The sequence below is a fragment of the Danxiaibacter flavus genome (genome assembly GCF_041060425.1).
In the GTDB taxonomy this organism is placed as follows: Bacteria; Bacteroidota; Bacteroidia; order Chitinophagales; family Chitinophagaceae; genus Danxiaibacter; species Danxiaibacter flavus.
Genome location: NZ_JAULBC010000005.1, coordinates 305,427 through 323,761, shown reverse-complemented (window position 1 = coordinate 323,761; position 18,335 = coordinate 305,427). Strand labels below are relative to the sequence as shown.

The following is an 18,335-nucleotide window of genomic DNA, read 5'->3' as shown; positions in this document are numbered from 1 at the left end:
AATTCATTTTCTTAATCTGAATTCAGGTCATTTTAACATTTGACGCCTTGCTTTAAGGAAAATTTTAGAAAAATTTCCTGATTTCGGACAGCTTCCCGGCTTACACTTTTATGACAATTTTGTCATGACAATGCTGCGAATCCTCTGAAAGTCAAGCTGGGTAAGGCTAAAAAAATTTTATACACCTTGATATTTTGTCAATATCGTGTCATATTTTTGCAGCCGTTCAGGGATATTTTTCCACATTCCAACAATTGAATTGTGAATATGACCCACAATAGAAGATTTATCAAAAACGTAGTATCAGGATTAATCGCATCGTTTGTCCTATTAATTAGTAATAAGGTGTCAGCTCAGGATGGAAAGGCGCTGTTTTCAGCTAACTGTGCCTCCTGCCACTCTGTAACAAAAAAGTTAACGGGTCCTGCACTGGCTGGTGTAGAAACCAGGGGTCCCTGGGGTGATAGAAAAAAGATCCATGACTGGGTACACAACCCGGCAGGTTTCATGAAAACCGACGCTTATACCGAAGGTCTTCATAAAGAATATGGTATCGTGATGACTGCGTTTCCTACCCTGAACGAGAAGGAAATCGACGCAATCCTTGACTATGTTAAAGCTGAAGAAGCTGCTGCAACTGCTGCCCCTGCAGCCGGCGCTCCTGGTGCTGCACAGGCTGAGGAAACAGGTGACAGCTCACTGTTGTTCGGTATTATTACACTCATTCTTGCAATCGTTGCCTTTACGTTACTACAGGTAAATGCCAATCTTCGCAAAATGGCTGATGATAAAGAAGGCGTTCCTGCTCATGAGCCGGTTCCTTTCTGGAGAAACAAAGCTTACATCGCATTTATCACAATTATATTATTCCTGATCGGTGGTTATTTTACTACTAAAGGAGCGATTGGTTTGGGCCGCACCAAAGACTATCAGCCTGAACAACCAATTTTCTTCGCACACAAAATTCACGCAGGTGTAAACCAGATCAACTGTTTGTATTGTCACGGTCCTGCACACGACGGAAAACAAGCAACTATTCCTTCCATCAATATATGTATGAACTGTCACCAGGCTATCAACGAATACACTGGTAAAGAAAAGATCTACAATGGAGAAGGAGAAGAAGTAAACGGTACTGCGGAAATACAGAAATTATATAAATACGCTGGTTTCGAACCCGGCAAGCCATGGGATCCTTCCAAAGCAAAACCAATTGAGTGGGTTCGTATTCACAATCTTCCTGACCACGTATATTTTAACCACTCACAGCACGTGACTGCTGGCCAGGTACAGTGTCAGACCTGCCACGGTGAGATCAACAAAATGGATGAAGTTCATCAGTTTGCTGACCTGAGCATGGGCTGGTGTATCAACTGTCACCGTACAACTGAAGTGAAATTCAAAGACAATGGTTTCTATAGCCTCTATGAAAAATACCACGATCAGTTGAAGAACGGAAAGCTTGATAGCACAAAAGGCATCACTGTTGAAAAGATCGGCGGTACTGAGTGTCAGAAATGTCACTACTAATTTGCAGGAACCGGTAGCGTGTTCCTTAGTTCAAAGAGTAAATAAGAATATTGTCAGTTTTATAAATAATAATTGTCGGTTGGATCATTTCAATAGGCAATAGGCAATTAACCATCATACGTATGAGTGATAAAAAGTATTGGCAAAGTTTCGGCGAGCTGAATAACTCAGAAGCTTATCAGCAAGCTGCAAAAGATGAGTTCAAAGAAGAACTTCCTTTTGAAAGCGCGGACAATGGTTTTTTACAGGCTTCTACTCCAAGAAGAGATTTCCTAAAGTATTTAGGTTTCAGCACTGCTGCTGCTGCTTTGGCCGCCAGTTGCGAAATGCCTGTGAAAAAAGCTATTCCGTTTGTTAACAGGCCGGAGGATATCCTTCCGGGTGTAGCCAATTATTATGCCACAACTTATGTTCAGGATGGAGATGTAATAAGTGTGCTGGCTAAGGTAAGAGATGGCCGTCCCATTAAAATAGAAGGTAACACCATGTCACCAATTACACAGGGTGGTACTTCTGCAAGGGTTCAGGCATCTGTTCTTGAATTATATGATACAGCGAGATTACGTTTTCCTTCTATCGATAATAAAGAAGTAACGCTTGAAGCAATAGACAAAGCGGTTGCTCAGGGGCTTGGTGGCGCTGTTGTTATCTTAACAAGCACTGTTACTTCACCCACTACCAAAGAAGTTATCAACCAATTTTTAGCTAAATATCCGGGCAGCCGCCACGTTCAGTACGATGCGGTTTCATACACCGGTTTACTGCTGGCTAATGAAGCTACTTATGGTAAAAGAGCTATTCCAACTTACCGTTTTGATAAAGCAAAAGCAATAGTAAGTATTGGTGCAGATTTCCTGGGTACATGGTTAAGCCCGGTTGAGTTTGCTAAACAATACTCAAAAGGTAAGAAGATAGACGAGAAGAATCCTGTAATGAGCAAGCACATTCATTTTGAAACTGTAGCCTCTACAACAGGTTCTAATGCAGATGACAGGTTCTTACACCGTCCCTCAGAAAAAGGTGCGGTTGTTCTTGCGCTGTACAATGCGATCAATGGTTCTGGCGTTAGCGGTATCAGTGACGCTAAACTGAAAGCAGGTATAGAGCAGGCTGCTAAGGTTTTATCTGCTAACAAAGGTGCTGCGCTTGTTGTGAGCGATAGCAACGATACCAATGTTCAGATTGTAGTAAATGCAATAAACGAAGCATTACAGGCTGGTGGCAATACCATCGACTGGAGTGCAACTTATAATTATCGTCAGGGTGTTGATGCGGATTTCGCTAAACTCGTTGAAGATATGAATGCCGGAAGCGTTAACACACTTTTGGTATACGGTGCAAACCCGGCATATAGCTGGTTTGATGCTAAGAAATTTGCTGATGCACTGAAGAAAGTGAAAACAACTGTGTCTTTCAATCCTAAAGCGGATGAAACTACTCAGCTGTGTAAATTCAGCATTCCTGATCATCACTACCTGGAAAGCTGGGGTGATGCAGAAGCTAAAACCGGTTATTTCTCCTTAATACAACCAACAATTCACCCATTATTTAAAACACGCCAGTGGCAGGACAGTCTGTTGAAATGGAGTGGTTCCACAACTGATTACCTGGGCTTTGTAAAAGCTTACTGGTCTGCAAAACTGGGTGGAGAAGCAGGATGGAACAAAGCACTGCAAGACGGTGTTATCGTTCCGGCTGAAGCTCCGGCAACCGGTTCTGCATTCAACAGCGCTGCAGTTGCTACTGCAACGGGTGCTATCTCATCTGCTAAAAAATCAGATGGTGTTGAATTGGTGCTGTATCAGAAAGTTGGTGTTGGTGATGGACAAGGTGCTGCTAACCCCTGGTTGCAGGAAATGCCTGACCCTGTTACCAAAGCTACATGGGACAACTACATTATCGTTTCTCCTGCAATGGCAAAGAGCTTGTTGAACATAGATTTGACAAACAACGGCCAGGCAGATGCATACGAAGTTAATCCTGATAAAAAAGTTGTAAGAGTTACCGTAAATGGAAAAGCTCCGGTTGAACTGCCGGTGTTGATCATCCCCGGTACCCAGGCAAACACAATAGGTATTGCAGTTGGTTACGGACGTACACCAAAAGTTGGTAAAGCAGCTGAAGGTGTTGGTAAAAACGTATACCACCTTGCTTCTCTGAACGGAAGTGCAATTGACTTTACTGCTTCTAACGTTAAGCTCGAATTAACGGGTGATAAATACCCTGTTGCGCTTACTCAAACGCACAATATTTACGATACCAGCCAGGGTAAACGTGTTGAGGTAATGAAAGAATTGACTTTGGCAGACTTCATCAAGAAGCCAAATGAAATTCGTGAAGATAGAGAGAAAGAATTAGCTCCTTACGGAGGTCTCGAGAAGTTCGAAAAACAGGCAACTATTTATCCTGTTTACGACAGACCAGGTATCAAATGGGGAATGAGCGTCGATCTTAACTCATGCGTTGGTTGTGGTGCGTGCGTTGTTGCTTGTAACGCTGAAAACAACATCCCTGTTGTAGGTAAGGAGGAAGTAGCGCGTTTCCACGATATGCACTGGATGAGAATTGACCGTTATTACAGCGGCGATATCGACAATCCAAAAGTAGTTTTCCAACCATTAATGTGTCAGCATTGCGACAACGCTCCTTGTGAAAACGTATGTCCGGTTGCTGCAACAAACCACAGCAGTGAAGGTCTTAACCAAATGACCTACAACCGTTGTATCGGTACACGTTATTGCGCTAACAACTGTCCATTTAAAGTTCGTCGCTTTAACTGGGCTGATTATACAGGTGCTGACAGCTTCCCTGACAACCAGAGAGATCACATCAGCGATGTTACAATGATGATGAATGATGATCTTACAAGAATGGTGTTGAATCCGGATGTTACTGTACGTAGCCGTGGTGTGATTGAAAAATGTTCATTCTGCGTACAACGTTTACAGGAAGGTAAGCTGAAAGCTAAGAAAGACAGCCGTCCGTTGAATGACAGCGATGTTACTACGGCTTGTGCACAGGCTTGTCCTACCAATGCGATTGTTTTCGGTAATGCCAACAGCACTGAAAGCGCAATCACAAAAACAAGACAGGAGAATCCACAGAGGTTGTTCATTTCTCTGGAACAATTACACGTATTACCAAACGTAAACTACCTGGCAAAAGTTAGAAATACAGTAGAAGAAGCAGACGTTGCAGGTAAAAAAGAAGCGGAACACGCTTAATTGGTAAGAACAGTAAGAGAATATTAAAATCAGATGAATCAGTAAATCAGGGTAACCTGGTTAAAACAATAGCAGATGCATTTAAAGTACGAATCACAACTGAGAGAGCCGCTGGTGTATGGTGATAAAACTTATCACCAGGTTACGGAAGACATTGTCCGTCCTATTGAGGCCAAACCTACAAAGCTTTGGTATGTTGGTTTCTTTATAGCTGTAGCTTTATTGATGTTCGGTGTTTACAGCGTTTATCGTGAGGTAACTTACGGTATTGGCCAGTGGAACCTGAACAAAACCATCGGATGGGGTTGGGATATCACCAACTTCGTGTGGTGGGTAGGTATCGGTCACGCAGGTACGCTTATCTCTGCTATCTTGCTGTTGTTCCGCCAGGGATGGAGAACAGGTGTTAACCGTGCGGCAGAAGCGATGACCATCTTCGCGGTAATGTGTGCCGGTCAGTTCCCGATCTTCCACATGGGACGTGTATGGATGGCTTTCTTCGTATTACCTTATCCTAACACACGCGGACCTTTGTGGACAAACTTCAACTCTCCGCTGTTGTGGGACGTGTTTGCGATCTCAACTTACTTTACAGTATCTCTTTTGTTCTGGTATTCTGGTCTGTTGCCTGACTTTGCTACAATCCGCGACAGAGCTAAAACTAAACTTCGTAAATATTTATATGGTGTAGCTGCATTTGGCTGGACTGGTTCAACCAAACACTGGCAGCGCCACGAATCTCTTTCTTTAGTACTTGCAGGTTTATCAACTCCTCTGGTACTTTCAGTACACACAATTGTATCTTTTGACTTTGCCACCTCTGTAATTCCAGGTTGGCACACAACCATCTTCCCTCCATACTTCGTTGCGGGTGCGGTGTTCTCCGGCTTCGCAATGGTGCAGTCATTAATGCTGATCCTGCGTAAAGTATTCGGTATGGAAGATTACATTACACTTGGTCACATCGAGGCAATGAACAAGGTAATCGTATTGACCGGTTCAATTGTAGGTTGTGCTTACCTTACTGAATTGTTTATGGGATGGTACAGCCAGAACAAATACGAAGGGTACACTTTCTGGTACAGCCGTGCTAATTTATTCAGTCCTTATGGATGGAGCTACTGGGGTATGATGGCTTGTAACGTTATAAGCCCGCAGATCTTCTGGTTCCGCAAAATGAGAAGAAATCTTTTCGTGACATTCTTTATGAGTGTGATCGTAAACATAGGTATGTGGTTCGAGCGTTTTGTGATCATCGTTACATCTCTGTATCGCGATTACCTGCCTTCTTCATGGTCAGTTTATTATAGTCCTACCCCATGGGAAATGGGCTTCTATCTTGGAACTTTCGGATTGTTCTTTACATGTTTCTTCCTGTTCGCAAAATACTTCCCTGTGATTGCAGTAGCGGAAATCAAATATGTATTGAAGACATCTGGCGAAAGCTTTAAGGATGGAATGGATAATATTGAAGAAAAAGGTTCTGAAGAGTTTGCACATGAATATGCACACTAATTGTGGTGCATATAAAAAATTAGATTAAGATTTGTAAAGGCTGATGGCCTTTGGCCAAAAGTTCAAACTTATAAATATGGCAAAGAAAACATTTGTTGTTGGCTGTTTTGATGACGAAGAAGTTTTATTTCCTGCAGTGAAAAAGACACGTTTGGCAGGTTATAAAATACACGATATATATACACCGTTTCCTGTACATGGACTGGATCATGCAATGGGCTTGAGGGAAACAAGCCTGCATACAGCGGGTTTTATCTATGCGCTTTGCGGAACAAGTACCGCGCTGGGCAGCATTAGCTGGATTCTTACGAAAGACTGGCCGCTGAACTTCGGTGGTAAGCCTCACTTCGCATTACCAGCGTGGATCCCTATCACATTTGAGCTTACTGTATTGTTTTCTGCAGTAGGGATGGTGCTTTCATTTTGCTACTTGTGTCAAATGGCGCCCTTTGTGAAAAAACATCATTTTCATGAAAGAGCTACAGACGATTTGTTTGTTATGGTTATTGAAACAACCGGTAAAACGAACATTGATGAGCTGAAAGGTTTTTTAAGTAACAACGGAGCAAAAGAGGTGAATGTTCAGGTTGCTGAACCTGGATGGTGGTTAGGTCGTTACGACAAGGACCAGGAATTGATCAGAGAACAAGTGGAAGTAGCATAAAAGACAATTGAATTAAAAAAGGATGCGGAGCGAAAGAAATATTTGAACCGCGTCTTACCATAGAAAAATATAGTTTCCGGATGAAAAAATTAGCTATCATAAGTTTTGTTGCAGCAGGTATTGCACTGGTTAGTTGCAGCGATGTTAAACGCAAACCCGGCGCTATCTACATGCCGGATATGGCTTATAGCCGCGCTTATGAAACATACGCACAACGTGATTCCAGCGTATTTACAACTGATCCTAACGATGCCGAGAACAGGATATTTTACAATAACCTGCCTGTGGCTGGCACAGTAGCAAGAGGTGAAGAACTTCCTTTTCCTTTAGCTAAAGACGCAGCAGGTGATACAACTAATTACGTTGCTTCAAGGCAGATTGCTAATCCGGAGGCAGCTCTGACTCCCACTGAGTTAAAAGAAACCGAACGTTTATACCTGGTTAACTGTGGTATTTGCCACGGTGCAAAACTGGATGGAAACGGACCTTTATACAAAGACGGTAAAGGACCTTACCCTGCTAAGCCAAGAAACCTTGTTGACGATGCCGTTGCAGTGAATATGCCTGATGGCCAGATGTTCTACGTAATGACATATGGTAAAAACCTGATGGGTAGCTATGCATCTCAGTTAACGCGCAAACAGCGTTGGCAGATTGCACATTATATTAAGGGAAAACAGGCAGAGAAACACGGTGGTGCTACTACTACAGCTGCAGCACCTGCGGCTTCACCGGCAGCAACTGCTACAGCGCCTGCTAAAGACAGCACAGAAAAAGCAAAGTAATACGGGAATAATAACACTAAATAATATAAAAGAGATTTACAATGGCTTCAATAAGAGAACAATTTGAGATTCCTGCAAAAATGAAAACCTGGGCTTACGGGCTCATTGGCGCGGGCGTGTTAGCTTTTATATTGGGTCTGTTCACTAAAGAACACAATGAGTTCATCGGTACAATCATGTATAACAGTTTGTACTGGATGCTGATCTGTAATGCGAGCATGTTCTTTATTTGTGCAACAACTTTGGCTATGGGCGGCTGGCAGGTTGCTTTCCGTCGTGTTCCTGAAGCTATTTCTAAAATGGTTTTGATATTTGGACCAATCGCATTCCTGGTTCTTATATATATTGTATTTGTTGATCACAATCATCACATCTACCACTGGTTGAGCGATGAGGCTAAAGAAGATCCGATCCTCAAAGGAAAATTAGGATTTCTGAATCCGGTATTTTTCCTTGTATGGACTGTTTTGGCAATTGGTCTTTGGGCATTACTTGGAGCCCGCATGCGTAAACTGAGTGCAGAAGCTGATGATGCAGCCTTACGAGGTGAAGAACCCGGAAAGAGCTTTATTTGGAGAAATACAGTTACTGCTTCTTTGTTTATTGTTTGGTTCGCATTGACCGTAGGTTCTACTGTTCCCTGGTTGTGGATGATGAGCATCGATGCACATTGGTACAGCACCATGTATAGCTGGTACACATTTGCAAGCTCATTCGTGAGTGGCATGAGCCTTATTGCATTGTTTGTAATCTACCTGAAAAATAAAGGTTACCTGGAATACACTAACCAGGAGCACCTGCATGACATTGGTAAATTCATGTTTGCGTTCTCTATTTTCTGGACATATCTGTGGTTTTCACAATATATGTTGATCTGGTACGCAAACATTCCTGAAGAAACTGTTTACTTCAAACACCGTGTTCAGGGTCCTTACAAAGGCATTTTCTTCCTGAACCTGATCATCAACTTCGTTTGTCCGATACTTATATTGATGACGCGTTCGGCTAAAAGAAACTATACTTTGATTACCTTTATGGCCGTTATGATCATTTTTGGCCACTGGATTGATTTCTACCAAATGATCATGGGCAGCATCAGAAAAGACGACGCAGCATTGAGCTGGTTTGATTTCGGAATTGCAGCATTCTTTATTGGAATGATCATATTGTTCACCGGTAAGGCTCTTGCATCAAGACCACTGGTGCCAAAATATCACCCGTTCCTGAAAGAAAGTATTATTCACCATACGTAATAATACTGCTCGTTCAGCGGAACTGATAGCTAACCTTAAACACCCTGAAAAACTAATTGCTTTGAATGTGGGTTAAAACCTTTTCAAAGTAGCCAATTGCTTTATATATTATTTTGATAAGATAACTCATACAGAATCATGTCAATGTTTTTTACTATTGCGGTAATTGTTCTGGTCTTTTTAATCATTTTCCAGATTGCTAAGGCGAGTGAATACGTATCGGTACTTAAAGGCGAGGAAAAATCGAGAAAGCAGCAGAACAAGGTCAATGGCTTTCTAATGGTAGGCTTTCTGGTATTAGGGCTCATCGGAGTGTACGTATGCAATAAAATGCTGTACGGCAAAACATTGCTTCCTCATGGTTCAGCAAGCGTTCAGGGCGAAAAAGTGGATAGCATGCTGTGGGTAACATTGATCGTTACCGGCGTGGTATTCATTATCACACAGATCATTCTTTTCTGGTTTGCATACAAATACCAGGAAAATGATAAACGCAAAGCGTTCTATTTCCCACACAACAATACTATGGAAGTTGTTTGGACCGTAATTCCTGCTATTGCATTAACCGTGCTGGTGGTAATTGGTCTTCGCAACTGGTTCGCCTTTACCAGCGATGCTCCTAAAAATGCATTACAGGTAGAAGTAACCGGAAAACAGTTCGGCTGGATTTTCCGTTATGCCGGTAAAGACAAAGAATTTGGTAAAAAATACTTTAGAAACATTGATGAAGCTAACAGCAACCTGTTAGGTCAGATATGGGATGATTCTAAAAACTTTGATGATGTAGTTGTTACTCAGACAATGTACATCGTAAAAGACAAACCTGTGAAATTGATCATAGGTTCAAGAGACGTAGTGCATGATGTGGGTTTACCTCATTTCCGTCTAAAAATGGACGCTGTCCCGGGAACGCCAACTACATTGTGGTTCACTCCAAAATATACTACAAAGGAAATGAAGGAGAAGACTGGCAATCCGAACTTCCAGTATGAAATTAGCTGTGACCAGATGTGCGGAAACGGTCACTATTCAATGAAGGGAATTATTGAGGTAGTAACGCAGGCTGAGTTTGATTTGTGGATGGCTAAACAAAAGCCGAACTATTATGCAGCTTTCCCTGATAAAGATCCGGCTAACCAACAACCTGCAACACCTGCTGCTAAGGATAGCGCGTCAACAGCCAAAGCACCGGCTGCTACAGAAAAGGTAAAAATGTAATTAGAAACACACATTAGAGCATAACAACAAATAATTCCGCGGTTTTAATAAATTATTGTATATGAGTAACGACGCTGTTTTGCACGGAGATGCTGTGGTGTTACCACATTCAGGTGTACATCATGGAGAGCATCATGAACATCACCATCACGAAACATTTATTACAAAATATGTTTTCAGCCAGGATCACAAGATGATTGCTAAACAATTCCTTATTACAGGGATGGTTTGGGCGGTTATCGGAGGTTTAATGTCTGTGTTGTTCCGTTTACAGCTTGGATATCCTGATGCTACTTTCCCATGGTTAGAAGATATCCTGGGTAAATGGGCTAAAGGCGGAAGAATTTCTGCTGAAGCATATTACGCTTTGGTAACTACACATGGTACTGTACTGGTGTTTTTTGTATTAACAGCGGGATTGAGTGGTACATTCGCTAACTTCCTTATTCCTTTGCAGGTTGGTGCACGCGATATGGCATCTCCAATGATGAATATGCTTAGCTACTGGTTCTTCCTGGCTGCCAGCGTAGTTATGTTGTCTTCTATTTTTGTTGAAACCGGTCCTTTCAGTGGTGGTTGGACTGCTTATCCTCCGTTAAGTGCGCTGGGTGATGCTTCTCCCGGTTCTAAAACTGGTATGGATCTGTGGTTGACTTCGATGGCGTTGTTCGTGGTTTCACAGTTACTTGCAGGGATTAACTACATCTCTACTGTATTGAACCTGCGTACAAAAGGTATGAGCATGACAAGGCTTCCATTAACAATATGGGCACTGTTCTTTACTGCTGTACTTGGTTTATTATCATTCCCGGTATTATTCTCTGGTTTCATCCTGTTGATCTTCGACAGAAACTTCGGCACCAGCTTCTATCTTTCTGATATATTCATTGCCTCTACCAATAAAGCTTTACCAAACGAAGGCGGTAGCGCAATCTTATACCAACACTTATTCTGGTTCCTCGGTCACCCTGAGGTGTATATCATCCTGTTACCAGCGATGGGTATGGTGAGCGAGATCCTTTCAACAAATGCACGCAAACCGATCTTTGGTTATATGGCGATGATCGGTTCTCTGTTCGCAATCGCAATCCTGGCGTTCCTTGTTTGGGCGCACCACATGTTCGTTACAGGTTTGAATCCGTTCCTCGGATCCATCTTCGTACTGTTAACGTTGTTGATTGCGGTACCGTCGGCCATTAAAGTGTTTAACTGGCTCACCACATTATGGCGCGGTAATATCAGGTTTACGCCTGGTATGTTGTTCGCCATTGGTTTTGTAAGCTTGTTTATCTCTGGTGGTTTGACTGGTATCTGGCTTGGTAACTCAGCGTTAGATATTCACCTGCACGATACTTACTTTGTAATTGCCCACTTCCACATTGTAATGGGTGTTGCATCTATGTTCGGTATGTTTGCAGGTATCTACCACTGGTATCCGAAAATGTACGGCCGTTACATGAACAATACGCTTGGCTATATTCACTTCTGGCTAACCATGATCGGTGCTTACCTGATCTTCTGGCCAATGCACTACGAAGGTTTAGCCGGTATGCCACGTCGTTACTACGATTACAGCGTATGGGAAAGCTTCAAGCAATTTGCTGAGCTGAACAAATTCATCTCTACTGTAGTAATCATCGTATTTGCTGTACAGTTACTGTTCCTGTTTAACTTCTTCTATTCAATTTTCAAAGGAAGAAAAGTTACTACGCTGAATCCATGGGGTTCTACCACTTTGGAATGGACTACTCCGATTCATCCTGGTCACGGTAACTGGGTTGGAGAAATTCCTGAGGTTCATCGTTGGGCATATGATTATGGTAAAGACGGACAGGAGTTTATCCCTCAGACTCAGCCCGTTGGAGAACACGAAAGCCATCATTAAGCTGAAAAAAACTATAAAATAACAGCAATGCCTCGAGCTTTCGGGGCATTGTTTTTAGACCGACCTTTGCGGAATGACAGAAAACACAACACATACTTCATCTTCACCGGCAGCATTTCAGTTATCATCAAAAGTGAAAGACTACATGTTGCTGATGAAATTCACGTTAAGTTTTACTGTAGTGTTTTCCTGCGTTATCTGCTATTTGCTCGCTCCTAATATTGTAGGTTTTCCGTGGCTGAATGTTATACTGCTATTCGTTGCCGGTATGCTTGTTACCGGCAGTGCCAATGCTATTAACCAGGCGGTGGAGAAAGACACGGATGCGATGATGAAGCGTACGGCCAAAAGACCCGTTGCAAACGGTAGAATGAGCGTAAATGAAGCTTATGGGTTTGCACTTGTTGCGGGGATTGTTGGCGTCTTCATGATGTTTTACTATTTCAACCTTGCGTCAGCGCTGATATCGGCTTTTAGTTTGTTCCTGTATGCATACATTTATACACCACTAAAGAAAGTTAGTTCTATTGCCGTGTTGGTTGGTGCGCTGCCCGGCGCATTGCCTTGTTTGATTGGATGGGTGGCTGCAACGGACGTATTCAACCCGCTGGGAGTAGTAACTGTTACGAATACACAGATCCTGAACCTGGCAGGTTGGTCACTATTTGGCATCCAGTTCCTGTGGCAGTTTCCACATTTCTGGGCCATTGCGTGGGTAGCACATGGGGATTATAGTAAGGCAGGCTTTAAGTTATTGCCTGCAGATAAGGGACCGACCAAATTTACAGCAGTACAAACGATCATGTATTCTGTATTGATGGTGCCTATAGGTATGATGCCGTATTATTTTGGAATTACCGGAAAAGTAAGCTTTTGGATTGTGCTCGCATGCAACTTGTTCATGGTGGTACAATCTATCAGATTATACATAAAAATGGATGTGCAGTCCGCAAGACGCGTAATGTTCAGCAGTTATATATACCTGCCGGTTGCATTACTGAGTTTGCTGGCAGATAAAACGCATTTGTAACGTTATAAGTAATAAGTTGTACGTTTTACGTTGATCTTAGCGAATGTTTGGAAGCGGAAAAGAAGTTGATACACAGAGCTCTGCTCGCTCTAATCTCCGCTTCAGAACACGTAAAACGTATAACTTACAACGTACCAAGTATAACGTACAACTCAGAAAAAATTTAAATGTGATGATAATGAGTACCGTGACGAGCCCTGAAAGAAAACGTATCCATCCACATAAATTTACCATGTGGCTGGCGTTGGGCAGCATTATAATGATGTTTGCAGCTTTAACCAGTGCCTATATTGTAAAAAAGGAACAAAGCAACTGGTTACTGTTTCCCTTACCAAAGATCTTTTGGTATTCAACTTTGGTGATCCTTTTCAGCAGCCTTACTATGTTTTTGTCTGCAAAGGCTTTCAAAGCAAGGGATATGGTAAAGTACAGAACACTTATCACCCTTACTGCGGTGCTTGGGATCTTGTTCGGCGCTTTACAGTGGACCGGTTTTACAGATCTTCAACTTCATGGAGTTAAAATATTTGGAGTAGGAAGTAATGCTTCTGCTTCATTTCTTGGAATAATTGTAGGTCTGCACGTTGTGCACGTTCTTGGTGGTGTTATTGCTTTGCTCGTCCTGTTTTTCAGGGCATTTAGTAACAAGCAGAAAATCTATAGTCCGGTGCCGGTTGAAATTGTGAGCACGTACTGGCACTTTGTAGATATACTTTGGATCTATCTTTTTATATTTCTTTCATTCGTAAATCGCTAGTGAAAGCGAGTCATAGAATGATAGAATTATTTGAAATAAAAAGAATTTTTGTCATATAAAAACAAAAAGTCGTGATTTATTCACGCTTTTTCAACATCAGCTAATAAATTTGCGAACGAAATTTTTTGATTAAACATGGCTACAACAACTGCAACAGCAAATCCCAAATGGTGGGGAGGCGGAAAGAGCCCCTTTAATGTAGAGTACGGTAAGGTGATGATGTGGTATTTCTTATTGAGCGACGCCTTTACATTCGGCGCTTTTCTTATTGCCTACGGAACAACACGTTTTGCTACCAACGGATGGCCTGATCCTAACCAGGTGTTTAATTCTTTCCCGGGAATAGGTGCCGGTTACCCGTTATTGTTTGTGAGTTTGATGACCTTTATTTTGATCATCAGCTCTGTTACCATGGTGTTGGCGGTACAAGCCGGCCAGCGTATGGATAAGAAAGCAGTTGTAGTCAATCTTATTCTTACAATCATCGGTGGTTTAGCGTTCCTTAGCTGCCAGGCATGGGAATGGACTCATCTGTTCCACGAAGGTGCATGGTGGGGCCGCAATCCGTTCCACAATGCTGACGGATCTATGGCTACAACCAACTTTACCAACTTCTTCTTTACCATCACCGGTTTCCACGGATTTCACGTATTCTCTGGTGTTATCATCAATACAATTATGCTGATAATGACCCTGAGTGACACATTCGAAAGACGCGGACATTACCTGATGATTGAGAAAGCTGGTTTGTACTGGCACTTTGTTGACCTGGTTTGGGTGTTTGTATTTACATTCTTCTACCTGGTTTAACTGAACGACATTTACTAAACGATTAAAAAGATATTCATGGAACATATTGAAAATGCTAGTCACGCGCACGCTATACATGAAGGCGGCGGAAAAAAAGAAGTTGTAAGGATAACCATTTACCTCAGCATCATTACTGTGGTAGAACTTGGACTGGGCTTTTTGATGAAGGACTGGCCTGAGGAAAGCGGAAAACGCCACTTTGTAAAAGGCGTGATCATGATCTTAATGCTTTGGAAAGCATTCTATATAGTTGGTTATTTCATGCACCTTCGTCATGAGTTGAGAAACCTGATCATGACAATATGTGTTCCCTTGTTGTTATTCATTTGGTTCATCATCGCGTTTCTTGCTGATGGAAATTCTTACAAGAACCTGAGGAACACTTACGACAAGCATCATTATGAAGCCAGCAAAGAAAAAGCGCCGGCGGAAAGTCATGAAGGGCATGAAGAGAATAAAGAGATAAAATAGCAGTTAAAAGGCTATTTTCTGAAACTGTATTAGAGCGAATTTATTTAAGATAAAATGAAACCATCGTCTGCTACGGCGATGGTTTTTTGCTATAATAAGATTTCAATAACGTTTAGTTAAGAAGTATCGCAGATAGGTGCCAATGCTGGTTTAGAAAGCTTCAACAGCTAACTTCGCGTTCGCAAAGCGGGATCAAGCTGAAAAAAGCTCACTTAAACCGCGCCCCAATGCAAAAAATATTCAAGAAATGAACAAGAAAGCGCTTCTGGCATTATGTATCGCAATCTTAATTCCTGTATTGAGTTACATGTTTGTAAGATATGCGGGTGAAGGCGCGGTTCAGATACCCCGTCGCTGGCTGGTTGATACGACCATTACAACCGTTCAGGATTCAAAGATCGTAACCGACACAGTCTGGCACAAGACAGCTAATATTAAGCTGGTTAACCAACTGGGTGATAGTGTTAGTTTGTACGACATACAGGGAAAAGCTATTGTATTAGACTTCTTTTTTACAAGCTGTGGTTCCATTTGCCCTACACTTACAAAGAACATGGCAAAGCTGCAGCAATCTTTCATGAAAGGAGGCGATACCCGGCAGAAGATTGATACCTCAGTTGTACAATTTCTTTCTTTTACCGTGGACCCCGAACGCGATTCTGTAGAACGATTGAAAAATTATGCTGACAGGTTTGGCGTTAACCATGATAACTGGTGGTTCCTTACAGGAAACAGGGATTCGATCTATAATTTTGCCTTTGAACAACTAAAAGTTGATAAATTCAGTACTGAACCGGTAGATCCTGATTTCGTGCATACAAACAGGTTTGTATTGCTGGATAAGGAGTATGTGGTGCGTGGTTTTTACAATGGACTTGATTCAGTATCCCTGAAGCAGCTGGCGCGTGATATCGGCACCCTGATGTTGGAAAAAGAGCCGGGATCAAAACCCAAACTACCATTCGATCCGGGATTGATGGCGATTTTTTTTGTGATAGCAATCGTTGTTGTGGTTACTGTAATATCGTTGCTGTTTAAAAAGAAGAAGCCCGCACAAAATATGTAGCCCGAAATAGACAAGCCAACCTTCTATACCCCTGAAAAGCATGCCCGTTAAACACCTGTTATTAATAGAAAGAAAAACAAAACACCCAAATAAGTTATGTTACAGGCAAGTTTTCAAAAAAACGATAAACGTGCAGCATGGTTAATCGGCATCTTTTCCTTTGTTGTATTTGCAGTTGTGGTTGCGTTGGGAAAGATAAAGCTTGAAGTAAATGTCAGCTTTAATGTTCACCTTTTTGCACAAATGAATGCCGTTATCAATGCAACAATTGCATTTTTGCTGGTCTGCGCATTAATTGCGGTAAAGAAAAAGAACTATTTGTTACATAAGAGGCTGATGGTTACAGCATTGGTGCTTTCAGTTATTTTCCTTGTTTCTTACATAGCGCACCACCTGCTTGCCGGTGAAGCCAGATATGGTGACATCAATCATGACGGTTTGGTAAGTCCCGAAGAAAAGTTACAGGCTGGCGGAAAACGAATCCTGTATTTCTTCATTTTAAGTACCCATATTTTTTTGGCGTCCATCATTCTTCCTTTTATCCTGTTTACTGCGTACAGAGGTTTAACAGGCGAATGGGCCGCACATAAAAAATTGGCCCGCTACACATGGCCCTTGTGGTTTTATGTAGCAGTTACCGGACCGGTAGTTTATTTGATGATCAGTCCGTTTTATACTTAGTTAGCTGAAGCGATATTGTAAAATAGTAGAGATCCCGTTGTTTGCCGATGACGGGATTTTTTTTATGCTACCCTATAAATAAAACATCCGGTCACTTCTACAATTGACCGGATGAATAACTAAGTGTTTTGATATTAATTCTTGCTATAGTAATGCAATGTGCTGCTATTTGCTGCATCCAGCGTTGATTTGCTGTAGGAAAGAATGTCTCCCGCAGTTATTTGCTGATATTTTTCCAGCTCCTTATTCATGAGATCCGGGTCTCCAAGCAATTCATAAAATGCGAGACTGTTCGCACGGCTCATGATGGTCATATCCTCAAATGCAATGATGCTTTCTGTTTTGTTCTTCACTTTTTGAAGTTCCGTTTCACTCACAGAATCAGCCTGCATCTTTTCAATTACTTCGTTGACTGCTTGTTCGGCTTTATCCATCGAAACGCCTTTCACCAATTTGCCCTCAATCGTGATCAACCCTTTATCAACGCTTCCGAAATGATAACAATCGATATTGCTGAACAGCTTTTGTTCTTTTACCAGTGCCTGGTAAAGTCTTGAAGACCCCCCGCCGCCAAGAATTTCTGTGATCAGATCAGCCACATAATATCCTTTTTCCAACCGGGATTCCATATGCCAGGTTTTGTAAAAAGCGTTCAGCGGCACATCTGCTTCCGTATCCAATACGCGGGCCTGGTGCTGAACCGGCTCATCTGTAAGATGCCTTACATACTTTTCTCCCATTGGAATATCGCCAAACCATTTATTTGCAAGGCGCTTGATCTCTTCTGTTTTCACATTGCCTGCTACAACTAAAATTGCGTTAATAGGGCGGTAATGTTTGAAGAAAAACTCTTTTACATCATTTAGCTGCGCATTTTCTATATGGCTAAGATCTTTCCCTATTGTCATCCAGCGATAAGGATGCACAGTATACGCCAACTCGCGCATTTTATGCCATACATCACCGTAGGGCTTATTGATGTAATGTTCTTTAAACTCTTCACAAACCACTTTGCGCTGCACATCCAGGCTTTTTTTGCTGAATGCAAGGCTAAGCATTCTGTCGCTTTCCAGCCAGAAAGCTGTTTCTATATTTTCCGCAGGAAGCTGACAATAGTAGTTGGTAAGATCGTTGGTTGTGTAAGCATTGTTTTCTCCGCCTGCTCTTTGCAAGGGCTCATCGTAGTCGGGAATGTTGATACTTCCGCCAAACATCAGATGCTCAAATAGGTGTGCAAAACCCGTTTTGTCGGGATTCTCGTCGCGTGAGCCAACATCATACATAATGTTAACCACGGCCATAGGTGTACTTGTATCTTCGTGAACCAAAACCCTTAATCCGTTATCCAGAACAAATCTGTTGTAATGTATCATATTCAACCTCTAATAGGGTGCAAAGATGCGAATAAAGCATGGATTAAACATCGGATATCTCCCTTGCAGGAAA

15 protein-coding genes are annotated in these 18,335 nt (G+C 42.1%); 14 read left to right on the top strand and 1 reads right to left on the bottom strand.

All coding sequences use genetic code 11. The features are described from left to right. The first annotated feature begins 267 nt into the window (after positions 1-267). From QTN47_RS16270 to QTN47_RS16205, 14 genes are all read left to right on the top strand, one after another. Positions 268-1,530 carry a c-type cytochrome gene (locus QTN47_RS16270; RefSeq protein ID WP_369330456.1) on the top strand — a complete coding sequence of 421 codons (1,263 nt, stop codon included), beginning with the start codon at positions 268-270 and terminating at the stop codon, positions 1,528-1,530. Between the two features lie 122 nt (positions 1,531-1,652). Next, positions 1,653-4,754 carry a TAT-variant-translocated molybdopterin oxidoreductase gene (locus QTN47_RS16265; protein WP_369330455.1) on the top strand — a complete coding sequence of 1,034 codons (3,102 nt, stop codon included), beginning with the start codon at positions 1,653-1,655 and terminating at the stop codon, positions 4,752-4,754. 75 nt (positions 4,755-4,829) lie between these two features. Next, a complete protein-coding gene (gene nrfD / locus QTN47_RS16260) occupies positions 4,830-6,269 on the top strand; it encodes an NrfD/PsrC family molybdoenzyme membrane anchor subunit (RefSeq protein ID WP_369330454.1) in 1,440 nt (479 codons plus the stop codon). A gap of 76 nt (positions 6,270-6,345) precedes the next feature. Further along, entirely contained in the window at positions 6,346-6,933 is a 588-nt protein-coding gene (locus tag QTN47_RS16255) for a DUF3341 domain-containing protein (protein WP_369330453.1), read from the top strand. A gap of 80 nt (positions 6,934-7,013) precedes the next feature. Continuing rightward, positions 7,014-7,718 (top strand): c-type cytochrome, encoded by a 705-nt coding sequence (locus QTN47_RS16250; RefSeq protein WP_369330452.1) that lies wholly within the window; start codon positions 7,014-7,016, stop codon positions 7,716-7,718. Between the two features lie 41 nt (positions 7,719-7,759). Further along, on the top strand, positions 7,760-8,971 hold the full coding sequence (locus QTN47_RS16245; protein ID WP_369330451.1) for a quinol:cytochrome C oxidoreductase: 1,212 nt from the start codon (positions 7,760-7,762) through the stop codon (positions 8,969-8,971). Positions 8,972-9,109: 138 nt separating this feature from the next. Next, positions 9,110-10,189 carry a cytochrome c oxidase subunit II gene (locus QTN47_RS16240; RefSeq protein ID WP_369330450.1) on the top strand — a complete coding sequence of 360 codons (1,080 nt, stop codon included), beginning with the start codon at positions 9,110-9,112 and terminating at the stop codon, positions 10,187-10,189. A 61-nt stretch (positions 10,190-10,250) separates the two neighbouring features. Next, entirely contained in the window at positions 10,251-12,074 is a 1,824-nt protein-coding gene (locus QTN47_RS16235) for a cytochrome c oxidase subunit I (protein ID WP_369330449.1), read from the top strand. A 73-nt stretch (positions 12,075-12,147) separates the two neighbouring features. After that, positions 12,148-13,104, top strand: coding sequence for a heme o synthase (gene cyoE / locus QTN47_RS16230; RefSeq protein WP_369330448.1), 957 nt, complete (start codon positions 12,148-12,150; stop codon positions 13,102-13,104). Positions 13,105-13,282: 178 nt separating this feature from the next. Further along, entirely contained in the window at positions 13,283-13,861 is a 579-nt protein-coding gene (locus QTN47_RS16225; protein WP_369330447.1) for a cytochrome c oxidase subunit 3, read from the top strand. Between the two features lie 135 nt (positions 13,862-13,996). Next, the gene (locus QTN47_RS16220; protein ID WP_369330446.1) at positions 13,997-14,671 is read left to right on the top strand and encodes a cytochrome c oxidase subunit 3; all 675 of its coding nucleotides are present in this window, start codon (positions 13,997-13,999) and stop codon (positions 14,669-14,671) included. A 36-nt stretch (positions 14,672-14,707) separates the two neighbouring features. Further along, positions 14,708-15,142, top strand: coding sequence for a cytochrome C oxidase subunit IV family protein (locus tag QTN47_RS16215; RefSeq protein ID WP_369330445.1), 435 nt, complete (start codon positions 14,708-14,710; stop codon positions 15,140-15,142). A gap of 247 nt (positions 15,143-15,389) precedes the next feature. Continuing rightward, complete coding sequence (locus QTN47_RS16210; RefSeq protein WP_369330444.1) at positions 15,390-16,208, top strand: SCO family protein; 819 nt, start codon at positions 15,390-15,392, stop codon at positions 16,206-16,208. A gap of 96 nt (positions 16,209-16,304) precedes the next feature. After that, the gene (locus QTN47_RS16205; protein ID WP_369330443.1) at positions 16,305-16,889 is read left to right on the top strand and encodes a DUF420 domain-containing protein; all 585 of its coding nucleotides are present in this window, start codon (positions 16,305-16,307) and stop codon (positions 16,887-16,889) included. Positions 16,890-17,023: 134 nt separating this feature from the next. Here the strand turns inward: QTN47_RS16205 and QTN47_RS16200 are convergent, their stop codons facing one another. Next, positions 17,024-18,262: a M16 family metallopeptidase gene (locus tag QTN47_RS16200; protein ID WP_369330442.1), complete on the bottom strand. Its 1,239-nt coding sequence runs from the start codon at positions 18,260-18,262 to the stop codon at positions 17,024-17,026. Positions 18,263-18,335 lie beyond the last annotated feature (73 nt).

Bases quoted from the DNA above. Each gene is read 5' to 3' on its own strand.
- QTN47_RS16205 (WP_369330443.1), top strand. From the start codon at position 16,305: ATGTTACAGGCAAGTTTTCAAAAAAACGATAAACGTGCAGCATGGTTA.
- QTN47_RS16240 (WP_369330450.1), top strand. From the start codon at position 9,110: ATGTCAATGTTTTTTACTATTGCGGTAATTGTTCTGGTCTTTTTAATC.
- QTN47_RS16255 (WP_369330453.1), top strand. From the start codon at position 6,346: ATGGCAAAGAAAACATTTGTTGTTGGCTGTTTTGATGACGAAGAAGTT.
- QTN47_RS16270 (WP_369330456.1), top strand. From the start codon at position 268: ATGACCCACAATAGAAGATTTATCAAAAACGTAGTATCAGGATTAATC.
- QTN47_RS16265 (WP_369330455.1), top strand. From the start codon at position 1,653: ATGAGTGATAAAAAGTATTGGCAAAGTTTCGGCGAGCTGAATAACTCA.
- QTN47_RS16200 (WP_369330442.1), bottom strand. From the start codon at position 18,262: ATGATACATTACAACAGATTTGTTCTGGATAACGGATTAAGGGTTTTG.
- nrfD (WP_369330454.1), top strand. From the start codon at position 4,830: ATGCATTTAAAGTACGAATCACAACTGAGAGAGCCGCTGGTGTATGGT.
- QTN47_RS16215 (WP_369330445.1), top strand. From the start codon at position 14,708: ATGGAACATATTGAAAATGCTAGTCACGCGCACGCTATACATGAAGGC.
- QTN47_RS16225 (WP_369330447.1), top strand. From the start codon at position 13,283: ATGAGTACCGTGACGAGCCCTGAAAGAAAACGTATCCATCCACATAAA.
- cyoE (WP_369330448.1), top strand. From the start codon at position 12,148: ATGACAGAAAACACAACACATACTTCATCTTCACCGGCAGCATTTCAG.
- QTN47_RS16210 (WP_369330444.1), top strand. From the start codon at position 15,390: ATGAACAAGAAAGCGCTTCTGGCATTATGTATCGCAATCTTAATTCCT.
- QTN47_RS16235 (WP_369330449.1), top strand. From the start codon at position 10,251: ATGAGTAACGACGCTGTTTTGCACGGAGATGCTGTGGTGTTACCACAT.
- QTN47_RS16220 (WP_369330446.1), top strand. From the start codon at position 13,997: ATGGCTACAACAACTGCAACAGCAAATCCCAAATGGTGGGGAGGCGGA.
- QTN47_RS16250 (WP_369330452.1), top strand. From the start codon at position 7,014: ATGAAAAAATTAGCTATCATAAGTTTTGTTGCAGCAGGTATTGCACTG.
- QTN47_RS16245 (WP_369330451.1), top strand. From the start codon at position 7,760: ATGGCTTCAATAAGAGAACAATTTGAGATTCCTGCAAAAATGAAAACC.